Here is a 21076-nt window from a genome sequence, read left to right on the forward strand (position 1 = left end):
CCATGCCTGTGTTGCCTGTAGACCGCACACTGCGCCAACGCCACCACGGGTTCTCGCTGCTGGAGTTGTTGGTGGTGATCAGCATCATTGCGGTAGCTACGGCAGGTGCCTCGCTGGCCCTGCGCGACAACGCCAATGCCACACTGGAGCGCGAGGGTGCCCGTCTGGCCGCACTGTTGGAAGCAGGCCGGGCGCAGTCGCGCGCCAGCGGGGTGCCAGTGCGCTGGCAAAGCATGGCTGGAGGCTTTCGGTTTGAAGGACTGCCCGAGAACCAACTGCCCAGCCAATGGCTGTCGGCCAGCACCCATGTGCGCGGGGATGACCAGCTGCTGCTGGGGCCAGAACCACTCATTGCCCCACAGGGCATCACCTTGGTCAATACAGAGGCACCACAAAGCGCCCTGCGCATCGCTACCGATGGCCTGCGCCCCTTTGCCGTACAGACCACCACCCCATGAGGCAGCACACCATGCCAGCACAGTTGGCCCACGCATCTGGCTTCACACTCGTGGAAGTGTTGGTGGCTCTGGCTATTGTGGCCGTTGCCCTGATGGCTGGGCTACAGGCCAGCTCGGCGCTCACACGCAATGCACAGCGCCAATCTGACATTCTGCTGGCCCAGTTGTGTGCAGAAAATGAACTGGTCAAAACCCGGCTGTCGCGCCAAATGCCCGCCATTGGCGACAGCACCCAATCGTGTGAGCAAGCCGGACGCACGTTGACTGTGGCTGTTGCGGTACGGCCCACGCCCAACCCCACCTTCCGCCGCGTGGATGCCCAAGTGCTGGATGGCAGCACCCCTGTGCTGCGTCTGAGCACCATTGTGGGCCGTCGTTGATGCTGATGCTCCCTCCCTACACCTCTGTGCCCACAACCACCCGCGCGTTGGCGCATGGCTTTACGCTGGTGGAATTGCTGGTGGCTCTGGCCATGATGGCCTTGCTGGCGATCATGAGTTGGCGCGGCATAGACGGCATGGTGCGAACGCAGCAACACACCCATGAACGCAGTGAGCAATTGCTGGTGTTGCAAACCGCCCTGGCTCAGTGGGGGGCCGATCTGGATGCGCTGGTCACCCTGCCCTACACCACACCGCTGGACTGGGATGGTCAGGTTTTGCGCCTCACGCGCCGCAGCAACACCACACCAGACCAAGGCGCATTGGTCGTGGCCTGGGCACGGCGCAATGTGCAGGGCAGTGATCAATGGTTGCGCTGGCAATCCAACCCCGTGCGCACACGCGCACAGTGGCAGCAAACCTGGCAACAGGCTGCCATGTGGGCGCGTACCCCCGGCGAGGCAGAGCGCCGCCACGAGACAGTGCTGTTGCCTCTGGCGGGCTGGCAACTGTTCTATTACCGGGGCGACACCTGGAGCAACCCCCTCTCTAGCAGCGGCAGCCCTGCCGAAGGTGCAAGCACCGCCAGCGTCACCGTGCCCGACGGTATCCGCTTGCAACTGGAACTGCCTCCCGGTCAAGGGCTGGCCGGGCCCATTACCCGCGACTGGGTGCAACCCCTGCAAGGTGGAGGTAAAAGTTGAGGGGCCCAGGATTTTGCTGCTGTCGCCAGCATGGCGCTGCTCTGTTGGCGGCCATGCTGACCGTGACGCTGGTAGCCACCTTTGCTGCAGCCGCCATGTGGCAGCAATGGCGCAGCATCGAGATTGAAACCGCCGAACGTGCGCGGGTGCAATCGGCCTGGATACTGGTAGGCGCGCTGGACTGGTCGCGCCTGATACTGATAGAAGACTACAACGCTGCCAGCGGTGTTGACCACTTGGCCGAACCTTGGGCGGTGCCGCTGCAAGAAGCACGACTGAGCACCTTTTTGGCCGCAGAAAAGAATGTTTCGCAGCTCGAGGATGCCAGCATTGATACCACCGATGCGTTTTTGTCGGGCCAGATTCTGGACTTGCAAGCCCGCCTCAACCTGAGCAATCTGCTCGATGGCGTTCGCCTACAACCAGAAGCCCAAGCCCAATTTGAACGGCTGTTTACCCGTTTAGGTCTGCCGCAGGCTGAACTCGAAACCATGGCCCAAGCCCTGCTGCAAGCCCACCACCCCGATGGCGCCAATGCCCCCTTGCGCCCACCCACGTCCGCCCAGTTGGGCTGGCTGGGGCTTGCGCCAGCCACAGTGGCCCTGTTGTCGCCCTACACCACGCTGTTGCCCCAGCGCAGCAAAGTCAACCTCAACACTGCCAGCGCCGAAGTGCTGTTGGCCAGCATAGAAGGATTAGACCAAGCCGGTGCCAACCGGCTGCTGGCTGCCCGTCAAACCCAGCACCTGCGCAGCTTGGAAGATGCCCGCGCCCTGCTGGGCCAAAACGTGCAAATCAAAGAGTCGCTGCACGATGTGCGCTCGCAGTATTTTGAAGTGTATGGCCGCCTGCGCTTGGGCGATGTGACAGTGCAGGAGCGTTCCATCGTCTACCGCCAAGGCCGCGATGTGCGTACCCTGTGGCGCGAACGGGGTGCCTTGACGCCCCCACCTCCCAGCACGCCTCAGTTGCCAGCCCGCTAGCCTACACCCCTACAATGGCCCGCCAGACCCATCCATGAGCACCCTGATCCTCCACCTGCCACTGGCCCCGCCAGGACCTGCCACCGAATACCGCTACACACTGAGCAGCGACGGGCACAGCGTCAGCAGCCATGCCAGCGCCGCCTTGGCCTTGCTGCCCCGCCCTAAACGGGCCACGGGTGAAACTGTGGCCTTGGTGCCTGCGCAGGCGCTGTCGTGGCAACGGGTTGTCCTGCCCCAAGGAGTGGGCCTTGCAACCCCTCGCCTGCGGGCAATTCTTGAAGGACTGCTAGAAGAACGCCTACTGGACGAGCCAGCACACCTGCACTTTGCCCTAGCGCCAGAAACCCGTGTCGGCACTGCCGTCTGGGTGGCCATTTGTGACCGTGCTTGGCTACGCGCTCACCTGCAAACCCTAGAAAATGCGGGTCTACCCGCTGCACGGGTTGTACCAGAATGCGCCCCTGGCACCGATGCCACCCCCACCGCCGTGCAAGTCTTGGGCACCCCCGAAGACGTTCGCCTGCTGCTGCCGCGCTGCGGCCCTGACCACAGTGTCTTGCTATTGCCACTGTGTGCATCGGCCTTGGCGTTGATGCCTCACCCTGCACCCACAGACAACCCCAGCGCCCCAGTCATCTATGCAGAACCTGCGGTAGCCGCGCTGGCAGAACAGGCTCTGGGCCAACCCGTGCAACTCCAAACGGCCAGTGCGCGGGCGCTCAATGCTTTGGGCAATGGTTGGAACCTGGCACAGTTTGATCTGGCCAGCACAGGCCGTACCCGTCTGCTGCGCAAAGCGGCCGCCGTGCTGGGGGCTTGGTCAGGGGCACCCCAATGGCGGGCAGCACGCTGGGCACTGGGGTTGCTGGCAGCAGTGCATCTGGTGGGCCTGAACGCCTGGGCTTGGCAAGAGCGCCAAACACTGGCCGCCAAACAAGCCCAAGTGCGGGCTGTACTCACACAAACCTTTCCACGGGTGCAGGTGGTGGTAGATGCCCCCGTCCAAATGGAACGGGAATTGGCGCTGCTACGCCAAGCTACGGGCAGCTTGTCTTCCCGCGACTTGGAACCCCTGCTGGCCCACAGTGCCAACGCTTTGCCCCCCCACTGGCAAGCGCGCAGCATCGACTACAGTCCTGGTCAGTTGCGCTTGCAAGGTGGCGCGCTCAGCCCCGCCGAACAAGCCCAAGCCATGCAAACATTGCGTGCCAGTGGTCACCGCCTCGACACCGAGGGTGACACCCTGGTGGTACGCACAGTCAACACCCCATGAGCGCCCCATCATCATCCCCCCCCTCTGGTGCATGGCAGGCCCGCTGGCAAGCACTGGCCCCGCGTGAGCAGCATTTACTGCGTGCTGCCGCTGCCTTGGTCGCACTGGCCTTGCTGTGGTGGCTGGCCTTGGCACCTGCCCTAGAAACACTGCGCACCGCTCCAGACCGCCATGCCCGACTGGACACCCAGTGGCAGGCCATGCAAGCATGGCAGGCCGAGGCCCACCAACTGCAAAATGCCCCGCGCTTACCCCCGGATGCTGCTGCCCGCGCACTGCATGCCTCGGTGGCCGAACATCTGGGCAGCAGCGCCCGCCTCCAGATCACGGGCGACCGTGCCACCCTCACTTTGCAAGGCACACCCGCCACAGCTCTGGCCCCGTGGCTAGCACAGGCCCGTGCCAATGCCCATGCCACCACCCAAGAAGCCCGGTTGGTGCGCAACACCAGCCACGGCAGTCTCCGCTGGGATGGCACACTGGTGCTGGCTCTGCCTGTGCGTTGACAAGGTACGCCCCTTTTTGCATCTGCTGCTGTGAGAACCTCTTTGCGCTCTGCCCTCCACCACCGCTCTACCCCCCCCCTGCCCCGCCCCCCTTGGGGCTGGGCGGTGTCTGGCGTAGTGCTGGGTGCCAGTGTGGCCGTGCTGGCCTTTGCACCGGCACACTGGCTGGCCTGGGGGGTAGCACAGGCCAGCGCACAACGGGTGCAGCTGCTCCAAACACGCGGTACCATCTGGGATGGCTCGGCACAATTGGTCGTGACTGGCGGTGCTGCCAGCCAAGACCGCGCCAGCCTGCCGGGGCGGCTGCACTGGCAATGGCATCTGCGCTGGGACGGTCTGCATGCCAACATCCATGCTTCATGCTGCACTACGGCCCCGCTGGCGGTGCATGTGCAACCCAACCACCAAGGCGCCAGCATTGCACTGGCCGATAGCCACAGCCAATGGCCCACCGCAGTGTTGGCAGGGCTGGGCACCCCTTGGAACACCGTGCAACTGGAAGGTCAACTGGCACTAAGCACCCAAGGCCTGCAAGCCCAATGGACGGCTGGACGCCTGCGGTTACAAGGTCAGGCACAGTTAGATGCACTGGCCCTGTCCTCACGGCTGTCTACGTTGCATCCCTTGGGCAGCTACCGCATGACCCTCCAAGCTCAGGAGGGCACCCCCCACCTGACCGTGCGCACCCTGCAAGGCGAGCTGCAACTCAGTGGCAACGGCCAATGGGTGGGTGAGCGCCTGCGCTTTAGCGGACAAGCCAGCGCCAGCCCTGGCCGTGAAGCGGCGCTGTCCAACCTCCTGAACCTTCTGGGGCGCCGCCGTGGCGCAAGCGCCCTCATCACTCTGGGTTGATTCCGAATACTGTATGCACTCCCTCGCCCATCCCCCCCTGCGGACTGCCATTCAAGCCCTACTGGCCAGCGCCTTATTGCTGCATTCAGGCAGCCCCGTCCATGCGCAAAACAGCCTCAGCCCCAGCACCACCAGCGTGCGCCCCGGCGAGCCAGTCACGTTCAACTTTGCTGGGGCCGATATCGAAGCCGTGGCCCGCACCCTGGCCACCATTACCGGGCGCAACGTAGTGGTTGATCCGCGCGTGAAAGGGCAGATCAATCTGGTCACCGAACGCCCAGTCAGCCCAGCAGCCGCCTTTGAGCAATTTTTGGCTGCGCTGCGGCTGCAAGGCTACACCGTGGTGGAAGCTGCCGGGTTGTACAAAATCGTGCCCGAGGCCGATGCCAAGTTACAAGGCGGCCAAGTGAGTGTGGCGCGTGACGGACGCTCCAGCCCGGCGGGCGGGCAAATCATGACGCAAATTTTCCGTCTCCACTACGAAAGTGCCAACAACCTGGTGCCCGTGTTGCGCCCACTGATCAGCCCGAACAACACCATCAACATCAATCCAGGCAGCAACTCCCTCATCATCACCGACTACGCCGACAACCTGCAACGCTTGGCCAAAATCATTGCCGCGATGGATGTGTCCAACGCCAGCGATGTAGAAATCATTCCCTTACGCCATGCCGTAGCCACCGATTTGGCCCCCTTGGTAACCCGATTGATAGATTCAGGCCAAAGCAGCGGTGGTGCCAATGCCACAACAGCCGGCGTGAGCGATACCGCCTTCAAAACCACCGTCCTGCCTGAGCCACGCAGCAATGCCTTGATTTTGCGCGCGGCCAACCCCGCCCGTGTTACCCAGGTGCGGGCGCTGGTAGCCAAGCTCGACCAGCCTGCACTGCCGGGCAGCAGCGCCGCCTCAGGCAATATCCATGTCGTTTACCTGAAAAACGCCGATGCCAGCAAACTGGCCGTGACTCTGCGCGCCGCACTGGCCGCCACTTTGGGCAGCGGCGCACCCACATCTGCCCCCAGCAGTAGCAACAATGCCAGCCTGCCAAGCACCGGTTTGGGCAGCAACACCGGCCTCAGTGGCAGCGGCTTGAGCACCAGTGCCAACCTGGGCAACAACGCCAACAGCAACCAGCCCTCCACCGGAGGCATCATTCAGGCCGACCCCACCACCAACTCGTTGGTCATCACGGCACCAGAGCCTCTGTACCGCCAGTTGCGCACCGTCATCGACCAGCTCGATGGCCGCCGAGCGCAAGTGCTGGTGGAGAGCCTGATCGTGGAAGTAGCCGCCAACAAAATGGCCGAATTTGGCATCCAGTGGCAAGGCGTACTGGGCAAGAGCGGCGATGGCACCGTGGGCGTGATTGGCACCAACTCAGGCAATGCCGGTGCCAACATCTTGAGCATGACCGCTGGCATCGCCAATGGCGACGCCACCGCCTTGTCATCGCTGGGCAAGGGGCTGAACTTGGCCTTGGCGCCACGTACCAATGGTCAGTATTACCTCGGTGCCTTGGCTAATTTTCTGCAAAACAGTGGCGATGCCAACGTGCTGTCCACCCCCAACCTGATGACGCTGGACAACGAGGAGGCCCGTATCGTCATTGGCAACAACGTGCCCTTTGTCACCGGCTCCTATGCCAACACCACCGGCACCAGCACCGTCAACCCTTTCACCACCGTAGAGCGCAAAGACGTGGGCCTGATGCTGCGGGTGCGCCCACAAATCAACGAAAACGGCACCGTCAAGCTGTCCATCTACCAAGAAGTGTCAAAAATCGACACCGCCACCCTGAAAGACACCAACGGCCCTACCACCAGCAAACGTTCGATTGAGTCCAACGTGCTGGTGGAAGACGGCAGCATCATCGTCATTGGCGGCTTGCTCGAAGACAGCTATGCCCAAGCCGAAGACAAAGTCCCCCTGCTGGGCGACCTGCCTATGGTGGGACACTTCTTTCGCAGCGAGAACCGCTCACGCAAAAAAACCAACCTGATGGTGTTTTTGCGCCCACAGGTCATCCGGGATGCAGCGGCCAGCGACGCCCTGATGGTAGACCGCTACGAAGCCATTCGCGCGCTACAACAGGCCACACAGCCTAGCCCCAATGCTGTCCTGCGCTCAGTCTCTGAAGCCCCTGTGCTGCCCGCACTGACGCCCCCAGCCCCGGCCCCCAGCCGTGGCAATGCCACGCCCCGCCCCGCAGGCGCCCTGTAAAACATGGCCATGCGCTACCCTCTGCCCTATGCCTTTGCCCGCACCGTGCAGCTGCTGCTGCAAGATGACGGCCAGCAACTGCTGCTCTGCCACAGCCCAACCCCGGATGTGTCAGCCCTGTCTGAAGTGCTCCGCAAATACCCCGCCGTACAACTGCAAGCCGTAGATGCCTCGATACTGGCCCAACGTATCAGCAGCGCCTATGCCCAAAGCGAGTCCAGTGCCGCTACTGTGGTCAGTGAAGTAGAAAGCGATGCCGACCTGTCGCGCATGATGCAAGAGTTGCCTGCGGTGGAGGACTTGCTCGAGACCGCCGATGATGCCCCCATCATTCGGATGCTCAATGCCCTGCTCACCCAAGCCGCCCGCGATGGGGCCAGCGACATCCACATTGAGCCTTATGAACGCCACAGCAGTGTGCGCTTTCGTGTCGATGGCACGCTGCGCGAAGTGGTGCAACCCAATCGCGCCCTGCACGCCGCCCTGATTTCGCGCCTAAAAATCATGGCCGATCTGGATATTTCAGAAAAACGCCTGCCGCAAGATGGCCGCATCAGCCTGCGTTTGGGCACGCGGGCCATTGATGTGCGCGTCTCTACCCTGCCCAGCGCCCACGGCGAGCGTGCCGTGCTGCGCCTGCTAGACAAAACCAGCGAAAAAATCAGCCTAGAAGCCGTAGGAATGCAAGGCGAGGTGCTGGCCCGCTTTGAGCAGCTCATTGCCCAACCGCACGGCATTATTTTGGTCACTGGCCCCACCGGCTCGGGCAAGACCACCACCCTGTATGCGGCGTTGTCGCGGCTCGATGCCAGCCAAAGCAACATCATGACGGTGGAAGACCCCATCGAGTACGAATTGCCCGGCATCGGCCAAACCCAGGTCAATAGCAAAATCGACCTGACCTTTGCCAAAGCCTTGCGCGCCATCTTGCGCCAAGACCCCGATGTCATCATGATTGGCGAGATTCGCGATTTTGAAACCGCACAAATCGCCATCCAAGCCTCGCTCACCGGGCATTTGGTGTTGGCTACTTTGCACACCAACGATGCAGCCAGTGCTGTGACCCGCCTCACTGATATGGGCGTAGAGCCGTTTTTGCTCAGTTCCTCCTTGTTGGGGGTACTGGCACAACGGTTGGTGCGCAAACTGTGCACGCATTGCACGGGCAAGGGCTGCGACGCCTGCGGCCATACTGGCTACCAAGGCCGTACGGGGGTATTTGAATTGCTCACCACCACCGAGACCATTCGTGCCCAAATCCACCAACGTGCCGCCGAGGCCGATATTCGCGCTGCAGCCATCGCCAGCGGCATGGCCTTGATGCGCGACGATGGCGAACGCCTGATTGCCGCAGGCACCACCACCCGCGAAGAGGTACTGCGCGTCACCCGCGACTAACCCCGCCGCGTGCCAAAACCCAAAGCAACACTGGGAAATCACCCACGAGACGTAACAAGCTGTAAGCTCCTGTGATTGGCACCAAAAGACCCAACACCAAGGAGAAGCGCCGTGGGAGCTTTACTGCAACACTGGATTTTTGGACAGGTCAGCTTTCAGGACAGTGAAGAATTTGACGAATTCCGCTTCCGTTTCCTGATCATCGTGTTGCTGTCTGGGGCCATCTGCACAGGCTTGCTCATCGTGGGCGATCAATCCAGCATCAACCGCATTGCCCCACTGCATGTGCGCTCGATGTTGCTGTTTACCCTGTTCTCGTTGGTGCTGTGGTGGTTGCTGCGCAGCCACAAAGAAAGATTCTTGCCCGTGGCCGTGGCGTACGAGACCATCTGCCTGCTGGAATACGTCTCGGCATTGGTCTTTGTGTCAGAAGATGAACTGCGCGTGCTGTGGTTCATGACCAACATTCCCGGCGTCTACATTCTGCTCGGACAGCGGGCCGGTACCTTCATCACTGGGTTAACGCTGGTTGGGCTGGCCTGGGGCAACAGCTATCTGGCCGTGCCTTACTCTCCCAACGCCTTAGCCACCTTGCTGACCAGCATTGCATTGCCTATACGGGCGTTTTTTTCCACTTCTATGGCGCCCGCTCTATCTCGTACTTTGTACGCATGCGCCAATCCTACGAACGGGTGCTACACATGGCCACCCACGACCCCCTGACTGGCGTGCTCAATGCCCGCGCCTACTATGCCACTTGCGACCAACTGATCGAGCTGGCCAAACGCCAAGGCACCCCGTATACCGTGCTGTTTGTCGATCTGGATCACTTTAAATCCATCAACGACACCTATGGCCATGCTGCCGGAGACCTGGTGCTGCAAGCTGTGGCCTCTGCCCTGCAACAAGGCATACGGGCCAGCGATGCACTGGGGCGCATTGGCGGCGAAGAGTTTTCCATTTTTCTGCCCCATACCGACCTGGACAGCGCCAGCCGATTGGCCGAAACCCTGCGCCAAACCATCCAAAACCTGATGCCCGCTATTGGCGCCGAGCAGCACATCCGCATCACCGCCAGCATTGGCGTGGCCCGCAATCAGCACAACGCCCAGACCATGTTGGCCATCCAGCAGCAGGCTGATCAGGCCATGTATCTGGCTAAATCTCAGGGCCGCAACCGCGTTTCTTGCTTTACCGAAGATCATGCGGGCTTACAAACGGCCCACTAGCGCGCTCTGGGTCTGTCGTGCCTCAAAGCCCTGAAAATACGATAATCCCCGGCTTCGCCGTTTGGCATTTACCAATTCGATTTACACCATGATTCTTGTCACCGGCGGCGCAGGCTTTATTGGCGCCAACTTCGTCCTCGATTGGCTGGCGGGCAGCAACGAGCCTGTGGTCAACCTCGACAAGCTCACCTACGCGGGCAACCTCAACAACCTGTCCAGCCTGCAAGGCGATGCACGGCACATCTTCGTACAGGGTGATATTGGCGATAGTGCCTTGCTGGCGCAACTGCTGGCGCAATACCAGCCGCGTGCGGTGGTCAACTTTGCGGCCGAAAGCCATGTAGACCGCTCCATCCACGGCCCCGAAGACTTTATCCAAACCAACATGGTGGGCACCTTCAGGCTGCTAGAGGCTGTGCGCCACTACTGGCAGGCACTGCCCACCGACAGCAAAGCGGCGTTCCGCTTTTTGCATGTGAGTACCGACGAAGTCTATGGCACCCTGAGCAAAGACGCCCCCCCCTTTACCGAAGAGCACACTTACGAGCCCAATAGCCCGTATTCGGCCAGCAAAGCCGCCAGCGACCACTTGGTGCGCGCCTGGCACCACACCTACGGCCTACCGGTGCTCACCACCAACTGCTCCAACAACTACGGCCCCTACCATTTCCCCGAAAAACTGATTCCGCTGATGATCGTCAATGCGCTGGCGGGCAAGAACCTGCCGGTGTATGGCGACGGAATGCAAGTGCGCGACTGGCTGTATGTCAAAGACCATTGCAGCGCCATCCGCCGCGTGCTAGAGGCCGGGCAACTGGGCCAAACCTACAACGTGGGCGGCTGGAACGAAAAGCCCAACATCGAGATTGTCAACACCGTTTGCGCGCTGCTGGACGAGCTGCGCCCACGCGCCGATGGTCAAAGCTACGCCAGCCAAATCACCTACGTGCAAGACCGCCCCGGCCACGACCGGCGCTACGCCATTGATGCGCGCAAAATCGAACGTGAACTGGGTTGGAAGCCCGCCGAAACCTTCGACACCGGCATCCGCAAAACCGTGGCCTGGTACTTGGACAATGCTGACTGGGTGGCCAACGTGCAAACCGGCGCTTACCGCGACTGGGTGAGCAAGCAATACACGAGCCAGGACGCCGTATGAACATTCTTCTTCTGGGCAAAGGCGGCCAAGTGGGCTGGGAGCTGCAACGCAGCCTGTCGGTATTGGGCCAAGTCACGGCCCTAGACCACGACAGCACCGAACACTGCGGCAACTTTAGCCACCCAGCGGGTATTGCCGACACCGTGCGCGCACTGCGCCCGGATGTCATCGTCAATGCAGCAGCCCATACCGCCGTCGATAAGGCCGAGAGCGAACCCGAACTGGCCCGGCTGCTCAACGCCACCACCCCCGGCGTGCTGGCCCAAGAGGCCGCACAACTGGGGGCATGGCTGATTCACTACAGCACCGATTACGTCTTTGATGGCAGTGGCAACCGCCCGTGGACAGAGCAAGATGCCACTGGCCCCTTGAGCGTGTATGGCCGCACCAAACTCGAAGGCGAACAGCTCATCCAACAATCGGGTTGCCAGCATCTGATTTTGCGCACCAGTTGGGTCTATGCCGCCCGTGGCGGCAACTTTGCCAAAACCATGCTGCGTTTAGCGCAAGAGCGCGACCGTCTGACCGTGATTAACGACCAATGGGGCGCACCCACGGGGGCTGACCTGCTGGCCGATGTCACGGCCCATGCCATCCGCCACTTGCAACAGCGCCCCCAAGATGGTGGCCTGTACCACTGCGTGGCCGCTGGAGAGACCAATTGGAACCAATACGCCCAATTTGTCATTGAACAGGCGCGGCAATTGGCCCCCGCATTGCCCATCCAAACCACCGAAGTGGCCCCCGTGCCCACCAGCGCCTTCCCCACCCCAGCCACGCGCCCGCACAACTCGCGCCTGAGCACCCGCAAGCTCCAAGACACCTTTGGTCTGCACTTGCCGCACTGGCAACAAGGCGTAGCCCGCATGTTGGCCGAAATCCTCTAAACCAAGCCCCACACCATGACCGCACGCAAAGGCATCATCCTCGCCGGAGGCTCCGGCACCCGGCTGCACCCCGCTACCCTGTCCATCAGCAAACAACTGCTGCCGGTGTACGACAAACCCATGGTTTACTACCCCCTCAGCACCCTGATGCTGGCGGGCATTCGTGACATCCTGCTCATCAGCACGCCACAAGACACCCCACGCTTTGAGCAACTGTTGGGCGATGGCAGCCAATGGGGTGTCAACCTGCAATACGCCGTGCAACCCAGCCCCGATGGGCTGGCCCAAGCCTTCATCATTGGTGAGCAATTTGTGGGCAACAGCCCCAGCGCCTTGGTGCTGGGCGACAACATTTTTTACGGCCACGACTTCCACCACCTGCTGGCACGCGCCCATGCCCGCACCGAGGGCGCAAGCGTGTTTGCCTACCATGTACACGACCCTGAGCGTTATGGTGTGGCCGAGTTTGATGCCAGCGGCAAGGTGCTGTCGTTGGAAGAAAAGCCCACAGCCCCCAAATCCAACTACGCCGTCACGGGCCTGTATTTTTACGACAACCAAGTGGTCGAGCTGGCCAAGCACCTGCAACCCTCGCCACGCGGCGAGTTAGAGATCACCGACCTCAACCGCCTGTACCTCGAACAAAGCCAGCTCAGCGTCGAGATCATGGGCCGGGGCTATGCTTGGCTAGACACTGGCACGCACGATAGCTTGCTCGATGCAGGCCAATTCATTGCCACGCTGGAGCGCCGCCAAGGCCTCAAAATCGCCTGCCCCGAAGAAATCGCTTGGCGCCACGGCTGGATTGACGCCGCCCAACTAGAACAACTGGCACAGCCGCTGCGCAAAAATGGCTACGGCCAGTATTTGCTGCGCCTGTTGCAAGAAAAAGTTTATTAAGGTTCCACGCCATGCAAGCCACCCGTCTGCGTATCCCCGAAGTTGTGCTCATTGAACCCAAAGTGTTTGGCGATGCACGCGGCTTTTTTTACGAAAGCTTCAACCAGCGCGCCTTCAACGAGGCCACCGGCACCGACCACGCCTTTGTGCAAGACAACCACAGCCGCAGCGCCAAGGGTGTGCTGCGTGGCCTGCATTACCAAATCGAGCAAGCCCAAGGCAAATTGGTGCGTGTGGTGCAAGGGGCCGTGTTTGATGTGGCCGTCGATATCCGCAAAAGCTCACCCACCTTTGGTCAATGGGTAGGGGCCGAACTCAGCGCCGACAACCACCGCCAGCTGTGGGTGCCGCCGGGTTTTGCCCACGGCTTCTTGGTACTGAGCGACAGTGCCGAGTTTTTGTACAAAACCACCGATTACTACGCCCCAGCACACGAGCGTTGCATTGCCTGGGACGACCCCGATCTGGCTATCACTTGGCCCGATATTGGTATGAGCCCCCTGTTGTCCGCCAAAGACAGCCAAGGCCAAGCACTGGCCAGTGCTGCCACCTACGACTAGCCAATGACTGCGACCGTCACCGATCTGGAAACCATTGTCTACTCCGGTGACTACCGGGTGGACTCCCTGCTCGGCTTTCCGGCGGTCTGGAACTTCTGACCCGATAGCCGCAACACTCTCTACTACACCTTCGATGCCAGCCCCGGCAGCATCATGGACGGAGAAACCGCCGAGCCTGTTACCGCTTTCAACAGCACCCAACAGCAAGCCACACGCCAAATCTTGCAACACGCCAGTCTGCTGACGGGCATTGTTTTCAATGAAGTCAGCAGCAGCGCCTTGGCCGATGTGCATTTTGCAGCCACCAACCTGCAAGGGGCCAACATCGCCGGTCTTACCTCCGCGTACTACCGTTACCGCAGCGACTGGAATAACGTCCTGACCGAACTGAATGCCGAAACCTTGGTCTATCTCGACAATGTAGAGCAGGCCAGCATCAACCAACAGCCTGTGGCTGGCTCCATTGGCTACGAGGTGTTGCTACACGAGATTGGTCACATGCTGGGCTTGGGCCATCCATTCGATACCGAATATGCCTTGCCAACCGCAGAAGACCATACCGATAACACGGTCATGTCCTACACCTGGCGTGGCAGCTACAAATCCGTGTTCCAAGCATACGATGTGATCACCTTGGACTGGCTCTATGGCCGTGATGGCCTGGGTGGCACCTGGGGCCAAAACTCCACCCACGGCTCCACCCTGAGCCTGCCCAACAGCACACTGAGCCAGCCCGGCACCCTGCAAAACGATCGCTTGGTCAGCAGCTCGGCCAACGAGGCCTTTGACGGCTTGCAAGGCACCGACACCGTAGTGCTCGATGGTGTGCGGGCCGACTACACCCTCACCCGCCAGGGCACTGGTTGGACACTGCAAGACAGCACCCTGGGGCGCGACGGCACCGACACCCTCCAACAGATTGAACGGCTACAGTTTACCGACACCTCCTTGGCACTTGACCTGGATGGTGCCGCGGGCACCACCGCCCGCCTGATAGGCGCGATGCTGGGAGCGGAGGGACTAGAACATGCCAACTGGGTGGGTGCAGTGCTCCATGCCGTGGACTCTGGGCTGTCTGGCACACCACTGAACCTCCTGGCATTGCAAGCCGTGCTTGGCCCCCACCCCAGCCATGCCCAAATTGTCACGCATCTGTACTACCAGCTGTACCACAGCACGCCCAGCACCAGCACCCTGCAAGCCTTGAGCGCCGCACTGGACGCCCAACAGTACACCCCGGCAGAACTGGTGGCTTGGGCAGCCGCCAGTGACACCAATGCCGCCAATATCGGTTTGGCTGGCCTGAGTGCCCAGGGGCTAGCGTTTGTCCCAGCCTGATGCCGTGCTGGCCGTCTCAGTAGTCAGCCACGGGCATGGCCCGCTGGTGCAGTCGCTGTTGTGGCAACTGGCCCAACATAGCCATGCCACCGTGGCACGGGTGGTGCTCACCCTCAACATTCCAGAGCCCGAGCCTGCTCCACCCCCCAAAGGCTGGCCTTTCGCCCTGCACATTTTGCGCAACACCCAGCCCGCCGGTTTTGGCAACAACCACAACCGAGCCTTGCAGACAGTGTCCGAACCTTTTGTCTGCATTCTCAACCCCGACGTTGCACTGCACCCACCAGACCCCTTTGCCGTGCTGGTTCACACGGCTGCACAACCCGGCACCGGCTGCGCCTACCCAATGCAAGTGGACGCCCAAGGCCAAGTGCAAGACAGCGAACGCGCCCTCCCCACCCCTACGGCCCTGTGGCAGCGGCGCATCTTAGGCCAGCGGGAGCAGCGCACAGATTGGGTCAATGGTGCCTGCATGGTCTTGCCCACAGCGGTATGGCACCAACTGGGGGGCTTTGACAACCGCTATTTCATATACTGCGAGGATGTGGATCTGTGCCTGCGCCTGCGCCTGGCCGGGTTGTCTCTGGTGCGGGCACCCGTATCGGTCATCCATACTGGGCAACGGGCCAGCCAACGGCATTGGCGCCACACCCTGTGGCATGTGTGCAGTTTGTTGCGTTTGTGGTCTTCTAGCAGTTACAAGGCCATACGCCGCAACCCAGATGCCCCTAATACAGGTACGATCGCGCCCCTATGATGTGGTTGTCTTTGGTGGCGTTTCTGGTGGCGGTTATCGTGGCCGGTTTGGTCGTGCGCTGGTTGCGGGGCCATGCTGCACTGTATGGGCATGAAATGCCCCAACGATTCCATTTTGGTCATGTGCCCCGGTTGGGTGGCGTGGCCCTGCTGGCAGGCACTGGCTTGGGCTGGCTGCTTGGGCTGGCACAAATGGCCTGGCGCGACCCAGGCAACTTGGGCCTAGGCCCATGGACGGCCCTGTGGCTCATTACACTGCTGCCCGCGGCCATTGGTGGCATTGCCGAAGACATGACCCAACGCCTGCCCGTGCGGTTTCGGTTGGCCTTTACCGCCTTGTCGGGCCTGCTGGCAGTGGTGCTGCTAGACATCACCGTGGCCCGGCTGGGCCTGCCTTGGCTCGATACCTTGCTACAGATGGCCCCTTGGCTGGGTTGCGCTATTGCCCTGCTGGCTGTAGCAGGCCTGCCCCATGCCTTCAACATCATTGACGGCTACAACGGCTTGGCAGGCATGGTCGCCCTGATCGTCTGTTTGGCACTGGCCCATGTAGCATTGCAGGTAGGTGACCGGGCACTGGCCACCCTGCTGGTGGTCACGGCAGCAGCCACCGGAGGGTTTCTGGTATGGAACTACCCGCGCGGTATGCTGTTTGCTGGCGATGGCGGTGCCTACATCTGGGGGGTGGTGATTGCGCTGGCCAGCTTGGCCTTGGTGCAACGCAATGCCGATGTGTCACCGTGGTTTCCCATGCTGTTGCTGATCTACCCCGTGTGGGAAACCGTGTTTTCTATTTATCGCAAACTGGCCCGTGGTATCTCACCGGGGGTGGCCGATGCACTGCATTTTCACCAACTGATTTACCGGCGCATTGTGCGCAGCGTATTCCACGACGATGAATCACGCCGCATGTTGATGCGCAACAACCGCACCTCCCCCTACCTGTGGGGCTTTACCTTGCTCACGGTGGTGCCTGCCGTATTGTTTTGGAACCGTACCTGGGTGCTGATCGGCTTTTGCCTGCTGTTCATTGTCAGTTATGTGGCCGCCTATTTGGCCATTGTGCGCTTCAAGGTGCCAGAATGGTTGCGTCATTAAGCTGCGGCACAATTTGCATTCCTTGCTTCTTTTTGGATTGATGCCCTCATGACCGACACCCCTTGCACCATCGCCCCCCGCGACCACGCCCAACTGCTGGCACAGATGCTGCCCGCGCTGCGCCAATTTCGGGGCAAAACTATGGTGGTCAAATACGGCGGCAACGCCATGACCGATCCAGCACTGCAACAAGCCTTTGCTGAAGACATTGTGCTGCTGCAACTGGCAGGCATACAACCTGTGGTGGTACACGGCGGCGGCCCGCAAATCGAGTCGGCCCTTCAGCGCGTAGGCAAACAAGGCCAATTTATCCAAGGTATGCGCGTCACCGATGCTGAAACCATGCAAATCGTGCAATGGGTACTGGCTGGTGAAGTGCAGGCCGACATTGTGGGCCGTATCCAACAAGCCGGTGGCCGGGCTGTAGGCCTGACTGGGCGTGATGGCGGCCTGATTCGCGCACAAAAGCTGCGTCTGGTTGATCAAAATGATGCCACCCTCACCCACGATGTGGGCCAAGTAGGCGACATCACGGCCATCGACACCAGCATCATCCTCACCCTGCAAAGTGCAGGATTGGTTCCGGTGGTCAGCCCGGTGGGTTTTGGCGCACACAACGAGAGCTACAACATCAATGCCGATGTGGTGGCCGCAGGCTTGGCCGTGGCCCTGCAAGCAGAAAAACTGCTGATGCTCAGCAATATTCCTGGCGTGTTGGACAAACAAGGCCAACTGCTGACCGAACTGACCCCCCAGCGTATTGATGCCTTGGTGGCCGATGGCACCATCAGCGGTGGCATGTTGCCCAAAATTGCCGGGGCGCTTGATGCGGCCAAGGCGGGCGTCAATGCCGTTCACATCATTGATGGCCGCGCCCCGCACACCATGCTGCTCGAAGTGCTTAGCGGCCAAGCCCACGGCACCATGATTCGCGCCCAATAAAGGGCACCGCCCACCACAGGGGTGGGTGCTTGCCTGATGCCCTCAGGCCAAGAGGAGCACTTGGCTGGCAAAGGTACTGGCACTCAAATTCAATACGCCAGCCAACTTGACGATGGTATCGGCAGCCTCCATCGTGTTGCCTGCCCCCACATCATCAACGATATAGGTATTGCCGTTATACACCCCCCATTTCACATCACTGTCATTGCCCACCAACAGCGCATCAAGCGCCGCTTGCTCAGAGACTGCACCGCTCAAATCCACCTTGGTGGCCGTGAAGGCTCCCGCCGTGCTGCCAAACTTAATGGCATCGCCCTTGGCCAAATCGGTAATTGTGGTGATATTGGCATGGGCCGTGGCACCCGCCACGGCCAACGAAACATCAAAAATGTCGTTACCTGCATTACCCGTGAGCTTGGTGCTGTTCAAGCCCGCTTTGAGGGTGTCGGTGTTGCTGCCGCCTATGAGAATATCGCCCAACATAGAATTGGCAGCATAAGCTGCTTGGTTGGCCGTGACGTTGAGCTTACCCGTCAGGGCTGTGCCATCTATTTTGTGGCCCGTGGTAGTGGCATCTGCCACCGCCGTGATGGTCAGGTCTTTAGACCCCGTGATAGTCACTACGGCGTTATCACGCAAAATCAGGTGGTTGATGGTGCTATTGCTGTTGCTGCCCAAGGCCACCAAACTAAATCCAGACAGTGTTAAATTGCCACCCACGGTACTGGCACCTATATTAAAAGCCAGATCATTGACCCCCACAGCGGCAGCCACCGTAATATCGGTGGCATGGCTGGTGGTTAAATTAACGGTAGTGCCAGTAGCCACCTGATTGATCACTTGGGCCGCATTACCATCCAATGAATAAATTTTGTAACCAGCCAATTGGCTCGCATCCACCGTTACTGCAGCAATTAACCCCAGCACTTCAAAATTCTTAGCCGCATTGAGGGCTGTGTATTCGTTGGCAAGCAGCGCCCCATCGTTTAAGCTGATTTTGTCAGTGCTGCCTGCACCACCATCCAGTTGCGCCCCCGAGGCCAGCGCCTGCAAACCATTGTCGGCCAGCTTGAGGTTATCGTTACCGGCACCCCCAGAGAACGCAAAAGCAGCATCAGGGGCGGCTGCCAAGGTTAGGCTGTCGTTCGCAGCGCCACCCGCAAAGGCAAAAGCAGCCGTTGTGCCTGCAGCTACGGTGATGCCTACACTGCCCGTGCTGGCAGACGCATCTACCACCTTGAGCACACCAGCCCCACCAGACGACACAAAATTGGTGCTCACCGTCAATGCCTTGTCGCCGGTAATGACGAGCTTGCTGGTTTGTGCCCCCAAGGTCAAGGTAGAAACCTTGTTGGCGGCCCCCGTTGAGGCCAGTTGCACGGTGCTGGCGGCGGTGTTGCTCACGGTCAGGCTTTGCACAGCACCCGCCGAGGCACTGCTCTGGTAACCATTGAGGGCCAAATTCAGCACCGCATCGGTAGAACTGGCAGACCAAGTTACAGCCCCCGCAGTACCGGCCCCGGTGGTGCCCGTGGCCAAACTCAACGATTGGCCGGTGGTAGTAGTGATGGTTTGGCCATTGATAGCCACTGCATCGTCAATGATCACTTTCTCTATGCCAGACACAGCCTTGCTGTACAAGGAAGACGACAAATCCAAGGCCGCGTTGGCCGCAATGACCAATTGCAGCACCTCTACACCAGTGATGGTGTCAGGCATTTGGCTGACATCATAGGTGCCATACATTTTGAGGGTATCCATGCCTGCCCCTGCACGAATGCGATCTACAACACTCAAAGTGCCGGGCGGCGATGTAGAAAACACGCCAATAATGGTGTCATCCCCTGCTGTGCCAGTGAGTAGGTCAATGGCCGTAGTGAAAATCAAGGTTTCGCCCGGCACGGGAGGCACCAACACTGTGAAATTCAACCCGGTGACGTTGCTGATGCCAGCATAGGGGTTGCCTGCAGCATCAAACACTGCTGTGGCTGGGACATTCACGTAGTAAGACGCCCCCACCTTCAAATTGGCGGTTGGGTTGATGGTGAGCACTGCACCTGCCACAGACACCTGGGCAGCATCGGTTATTGCAATGGTGCGGGTATCGCTGGCCTCTATCGTGTTGACCAGGGTGATGAAGCCAGCCCCTAACACCACGTTTTCAGAAAACGTCAGGGCCAAATTGCTGGCGGCGGCCAAGGTGCTGGAATCATCGGCCGGATTGGAACTTAGCAAGGTAGGGGCTGTGATGTCGGCCACGGCCAGCTGACCCACAATGTCTGCCACTTTGTTGCCTGCCGCATCTTGCAACGCCTCTGCTATGGCGGGTGCAGCATAGCTCACCTTGACTGCACCAGAAGGCAGCGCCGCCAAGGTCAGAATCACCTGAGAGCCACTCACTGTGACCGACCCGACGCCAATAGAAGTATTGGCCGCATCCACCACATTAAACGCCGTTGCATACACGATTGCACCGGCCTTGAACGCTTCATTAAAGTTGAGCTTGACGGTGGTGCCAACCGCCGCAGCGGCCAGCAACTTGGGAGCTACATCGTCTACATCGGTCACTTGGATAGCCATATTGGCTACCGCCGAGGTGTTGCCAGCCGCATCTTTGGCCACCACGCCAAGGGCAAAGGCATTGGGGGCGGTTTCATAATCGTTAGCAGCAGTGGCCGCCGCACCGGCTTCGGTCAGGGTAATGTTGCCTGCAGCATCTATGGCAAAGTAGCCACTGCTGTTGCCGGTGGCGATTTCAAAGGCCGTCACACCCACCCCGTCGGTGGCTGCCACCGTACCCACCCCATAGCCAGCGGCTTGGTTTTCGGCATAAGAAAAAGTGGCACTGCTGACCACAGGGGCCGTCATGTCGGCCAGCGGATCGATTGCTACGGTATTGGTGGGGTCTACCGAATACAAATAAGACTGCGTGATGGCATGGTTCCAAGCAGCTGCCGCAGGGGCATAAGCGGCCAGACTGCCCCCAGCCCCCTCTAAGCCCACCAAGATTTGGCCCAACTGCCAGACCAGCAAGCCACGGCCATCGGTGCCCACAGCAGCAAAGCGTTCAACCAAAGCGGCCTCCAGATCCGCATTGGGCAACACTCCCATGTTGCCCAATACCTTGTGGGCCAAGGCAGCATCGCTCAAAGTGGCAAAGCTGGCACCAAACTGGGCCGCAAACGCGGTTTGGCTCGCTGCTGTGCTGCCAGCGGCCTTGACTTGGTTTTGGAAGATCAGATGACCAGGCGTGGTGTTGTGGAACGCACGGTTGAGGAACGTGACAACGGCTGCGGCACCAAACACGGTTTGAGACATGAACTTCCTTCACTTATTGAAACTTAACACAAATGAGAATAGATATCATTATAATTAAATTTAAGACAAGGACTCAACAAGGTTACATGCTGGGCAACGTTGGGTGGCACG

The 21076-nt window shown here is 60.2% G+C and carries 20 protein-coding genes; 19 read left to right on the plus strand and 1 reads right to left on the minus strand.

All coding sequences use genetic code 11. The features are described from left to right. The first annotated feature begins 2 nt into the window (after positions 1 to 2). The 19 genes from ACYVB2_RS03080 (at position 3) to argB (ending at position 17647) form a co-directional block, all read left to right on the plus strand. The gene (locus ACYVB2_RS03080; protein WP_382429139.1) at positions 3 to 458 is read left to right on the plus strand and encodes a prepilin-type N-terminal cleavage/methylation domain-containing protein; all 456 of its coding nucleotides are present in this window, start codon (positions 3 to 5) and stop codon (positions 456 to 458) included. After that, positions 455 to 838, plus strand: coding sequence for a type II secretion system minor pseudopilin GspI (gspI, locus tag ACYVB2_RS03085; RefSeq protein WP_460535216.1), 384 nt, complete (start codon positions 455 to 457; stop codon positions 836 to 838). The genes ACYVB2_RS03080 and gspI overlap by 4 nt, the downstream gene beginning before the upstream one ends. Then, positions 838 to 1542, plus strand: coding sequence for a PulJ/GspJ family protein (locus tag ACYVB2_RS03090; protein ID WP_382429135.1), 705 nt, complete (start codon positions 838 to 840; stop codon positions 1540 to 1542). The genes gspI and ACYVB2_RS03090 overlap by 1 nt, the downstream gene beginning before the upstream one ends. Continuing rightward, a complete protein-coding gene (gspK, locus tag ACYVB2_RS03095) occupies positions 1539 to 2525 on the plus strand; it encodes a type II secretion system minor pseudopilin GspK (protein WP_382429133.1) in 987 nt (328 codons plus the stop codon). Before ACYVB2_RS03090 ends, gspK begins: the two co-directional genes overlap by 4 nt. A gap of 34 nt (positions 2526 to 2559) precedes the next feature. Further along, the gene (gspL, locus tag ACYVB2_RS03100) at positions 2560 to 3801 is read left to right on the plus strand and encodes a type II secretion system protein GspL (RefSeq protein WP_382429131.1); all 1242 of its coding nucleotides are present in this window, start codon (positions 2560 to 2562) and stop codon (positions 3799 to 3801) included. Beyond that, positions 3798 to 4307 carry a type II secretion system protein GspM gene (gspM, locus tag ACYVB2_RS03105; protein WP_382429129.1) on the plus strand — a complete coding sequence of 170 codons (510 nt, stop codon included), beginning with the start codon at positions 3798 to 3800 and terminating at the stop codon, positions 4305 to 4307. The genes gspL and gspM overlap by 4 nt, the downstream gene beginning before the upstream one ends. 30 nt (positions 4308 to 4337) lie before the next feature. Then, positions 4338 to 5159, plus strand: a complete 822-nt coding sequence (gene gspN, locus ACYVB2_RS03110; RefSeq protein ID WP_460535222.1) for a type II secretion system protein N — start codon at positions 4338 to 4340, stop codon at positions 5157 to 5159. A gap of 13 nt (positions 5160 to 5172) precedes the next feature. Further along, positions 5173 to 7380, plus strand: a complete 2208-nt coding sequence (gene gspD, locus ACYVB2_RS03115) for a type II secretion system secretin GspD (protein ID WP_382429125.1) — start codon at positions 5173 to 5175, stop codon at positions 7378 to 7380. Between the two features lie 9 nt (positions 7381 to 7389). Continuing rightward, positions 7390 to 8778 (plus strand): GspE/PulE family protein, encoded by a 1389-nt coding sequence (locus tag ACYVB2_RS03120; RefSeq protein ID WP_382429123.1) that lies wholly within the window; start codon positions 7390 to 7392, stop codon positions 8776 to 8778. Positions 8779 to 8889: 111 nt separating this feature from the next. Further along, complete coding sequence (locus ACYVB2_RS03125) at positions 8890 to 9501, plus strand: hypothetical protein (protein ID WP_382429121.1); 612 nt, start codon at positions 8890 to 8892, stop codon at positions 9499 to 9501. Further along, a complete protein-coding gene (locus tag ACYVB2_RS03130; protein ID WP_382429119.1) occupies positions 9450 to 10007 on the plus strand; it encodes a GGDEF domain-containing protein in 558 nt (185 codons plus the stop codon). The genes ACYVB2_RS03125 and ACYVB2_RS03130 overlap by 52 nt, the downstream gene beginning before the upstream one ends. Positions 10008 to 10095: 88 nt before the next feature. Further along, on the plus strand, positions 10096 to 11166 hold the full coding sequence (gene rfbB / locus ACYVB2_RS03135) for a dTDP-glucose 4,6-dehydratase (protein ID WP_382429117.1): 1071 nt from the start codon (positions 10096 to 10098) through the stop codon (positions 11164 to 11166). Further along, positions 11163 to 12053: a dTDP-4-dehydrorhamnose reductase gene (rfbD, locus tag ACYVB2_RS03140; RefSeq protein ID WP_382429115.1), complete on the plus strand. Its 891-nt coding sequence runs from the start codon at positions 11163 to 11165 to the stop codon at positions 12051 to 12053. Before rfbB ends, rfbD begins: the two co-directional genes overlap by 4 nt. A gap of 15 nt (positions 12054 to 12068) precedes the next feature. Further along, positions 12069 to 12953, plus strand: coding sequence for a glucose-1-phosphate thymidylyltransferase RfbA (rfbA, locus tag ACYVB2_RS03145; RefSeq protein ID WP_382429113.1), 885 nt, complete (start codon positions 12069 to 12071; stop codon positions 12951 to 12953). An 11-nt stretch (positions 12954 to 12964) separates the two neighbouring features. Continuing rightward, positions 12965 to 13513: a dTDP-4-dehydrorhamnose 3,5-epimerase gene (gene rfbC, locus ACYVB2_RS03150; RefSeq protein ID WP_382429111.1), complete on the plus strand. Its 549-nt coding sequence runs from the start codon at positions 12965 to 12967 to the stop codon at positions 13511 to 13513. A gap of 153 nt (positions 13514 to 13666) precedes the next feature. Then, positions 13667 to 14851, plus strand: a complete 1185-nt coding sequence (locus tag ACYVB2_RS03155) for a reprolysin-like metallopeptidase (protein WP_382429109.1) — start codon at positions 13667 to 13669, stop codon at positions 14849 to 14851. Then, positions 14838 to 15608 (plus strand): glycosyltransferase, encoded by a 771-nt coding sequence (locus tag ACYVB2_RS03160; protein ID WP_460535231.1) that lies wholly within the window; start codon positions 14838 to 14840, stop codon positions 15606 to 15608. Before ACYVB2_RS03155 ends, ACYVB2_RS03160 begins: the two co-directional genes overlap by 14 nt. Then, positions 15605 to 16705: an MraY family glycosyltransferase gene (locus ACYVB2_RS03165; protein WP_382429105.1), complete on the plus strand. Its 1101-nt coding sequence runs from the start codon at positions 15605 to 15607 to the stop codon at positions 16703 to 16705. Before ACYVB2_RS03160 ends, ACYVB2_RS03165 begins: the two co-directional genes overlap by 4 nt. Positions 16706 to 16753: 48 nt before the next feature. After that, positions 16754 to 17647 carry an acetylglutamate kinase gene (argB, locus tag ACYVB2_RS03170; protein ID WP_382429103.1) on the plus strand — a complete coding sequence of 298 codons (894 nt, stop codon included), beginning with the start codon at positions 16754 to 16756 and terminating at the stop codon, positions 17645 to 17647. 42 nt (positions 17648 to 17689) lie between these two features. On the opposite strand, the gene ACYVB2_RS03175 is transcribed toward argB, so the two are convergent. Beyond that, the gene (locus ACYVB2_RS03175; protein ID WP_382429101.1) at positions 17690 to 20965 is read right to left on the minus strand and encodes an Ig-like domain-containing protein; all 3276 of its coding nucleotides are present in this window, start codon (positions 20963 to 20965) and stop codon (positions 17690 to 17692) included. Positions 20966 to 21076: the final 111 nt, after the last annotated feature.

It is taken from the genome of Giesbergeria giesbergeri, from assembly GCF_054779375.1.

Bases quoted from the DNA above. Each gene is read 5' to 3' on its own strand.
- ACYVB2_RS03120 (WP_382429123.1), top strand. From the start codon at position 7,390: ATGCGCTACCCTCTGCCCTATGCCTTTGCCCGCACCGTGCAGCTGCTG.
- rfbC (WP_382429111.1), top strand. From the start codon at position 12,965: ATGCAAGCCACCCGTCTGCGTATCCCCGAAGTTGTGCTCATTGAACCC.
- rfbD (WP_382429115.1), top strand. From the start codon at position 11,163: ATGAACATTCTTCTTCTGGGCAAAGGCGGCCAAGTGGGCTGGGAGCTG.
- ACYVB2_RS03175 (WP_382429101.1), bottom strand. From the start codon at position 20,965: ATGTCTCAAACCGTGTTTGGTGCCGCAGCCGTTGTCACGTTCCTCAAC.
- argB (WP_382429103.1), top strand. From the start codon at position 16,754: ATGACCGACACCCCTTGCACCATCGCCCCCCGCGACCACGCCCAACTG.
- ACYVB2_RS03155 (WP_382429109.1), top strand. From the start codon at position 13,667: ATGGACGGAGAAACCGCCGAGCCTGTTACCGCTTTCAACAGCACCCAA.
- ACYVB2_RS03090 (WP_382429135.1), top strand. From the start codon at position 838: ATGCTGATGCTCCCTCCCTACACCTCTGTGCCCACAACCACCCGCGCG.
- ACYVB2_RS03165 (WP_382429105.1), top strand. From the start codon at position 15,605: ATGATGTGGTTGTCTTTGGTGGCGTTTCTGGTGGCGGTTATCGTGGCC.
- gspM (WP_382429129.1), top strand. From the start codon at position 3,798: ATGAGCGCCCCATCATCATCCCCCCCCTCTGGTGCATGGCAGGCCCGC.
- rfbA (WP_382429113.1), top strand. From the start codon at position 12,069: ATGACCGCACGCAAAGGCATCATCCTCGCCGGAGGCTCCGGCACCCGG.
- ACYVB2_RS03130 (WP_382429119.1), top strand. From the start codon at position 9,450: ATGCGCCAATCCTACGAACGGGTGCTACACATGGCCACCCACGACCCC.
- gspI (WP_460535216.1), top strand. From the start codon at position 455: ATGAGGCAGCACACCATGCCAGCACAGTTGGCCCACGCATCTGGCTTC.
- gspD (WP_382429125.1), top strand. From the start codon at position 5,173: ATGCACTCCCTCGCCCATCCCCCCCTGCGGACTGCCATTCAAGCCCTA.
- ACYVB2_RS03080 (WP_382429139.1), top strand. From the start codon at position 3: ATGCCTGTGTTGCCTGTAGACCGCACACTGCGCCAACGCCACCACGGG.
- gspL (WP_382429131.1), top strand. From the start codon at position 2,560: ATGAGCACCCTGATCCTCCACCTGCCACTGGCCCCGCCAGGACCTGCC.
- rfbB (WP_382429117.1), top strand. From the start codon at position 10,096: ATGATTCTTGTCACCGGCGGCGCAGGCTTTATTGGCGCCAACTTCGTC.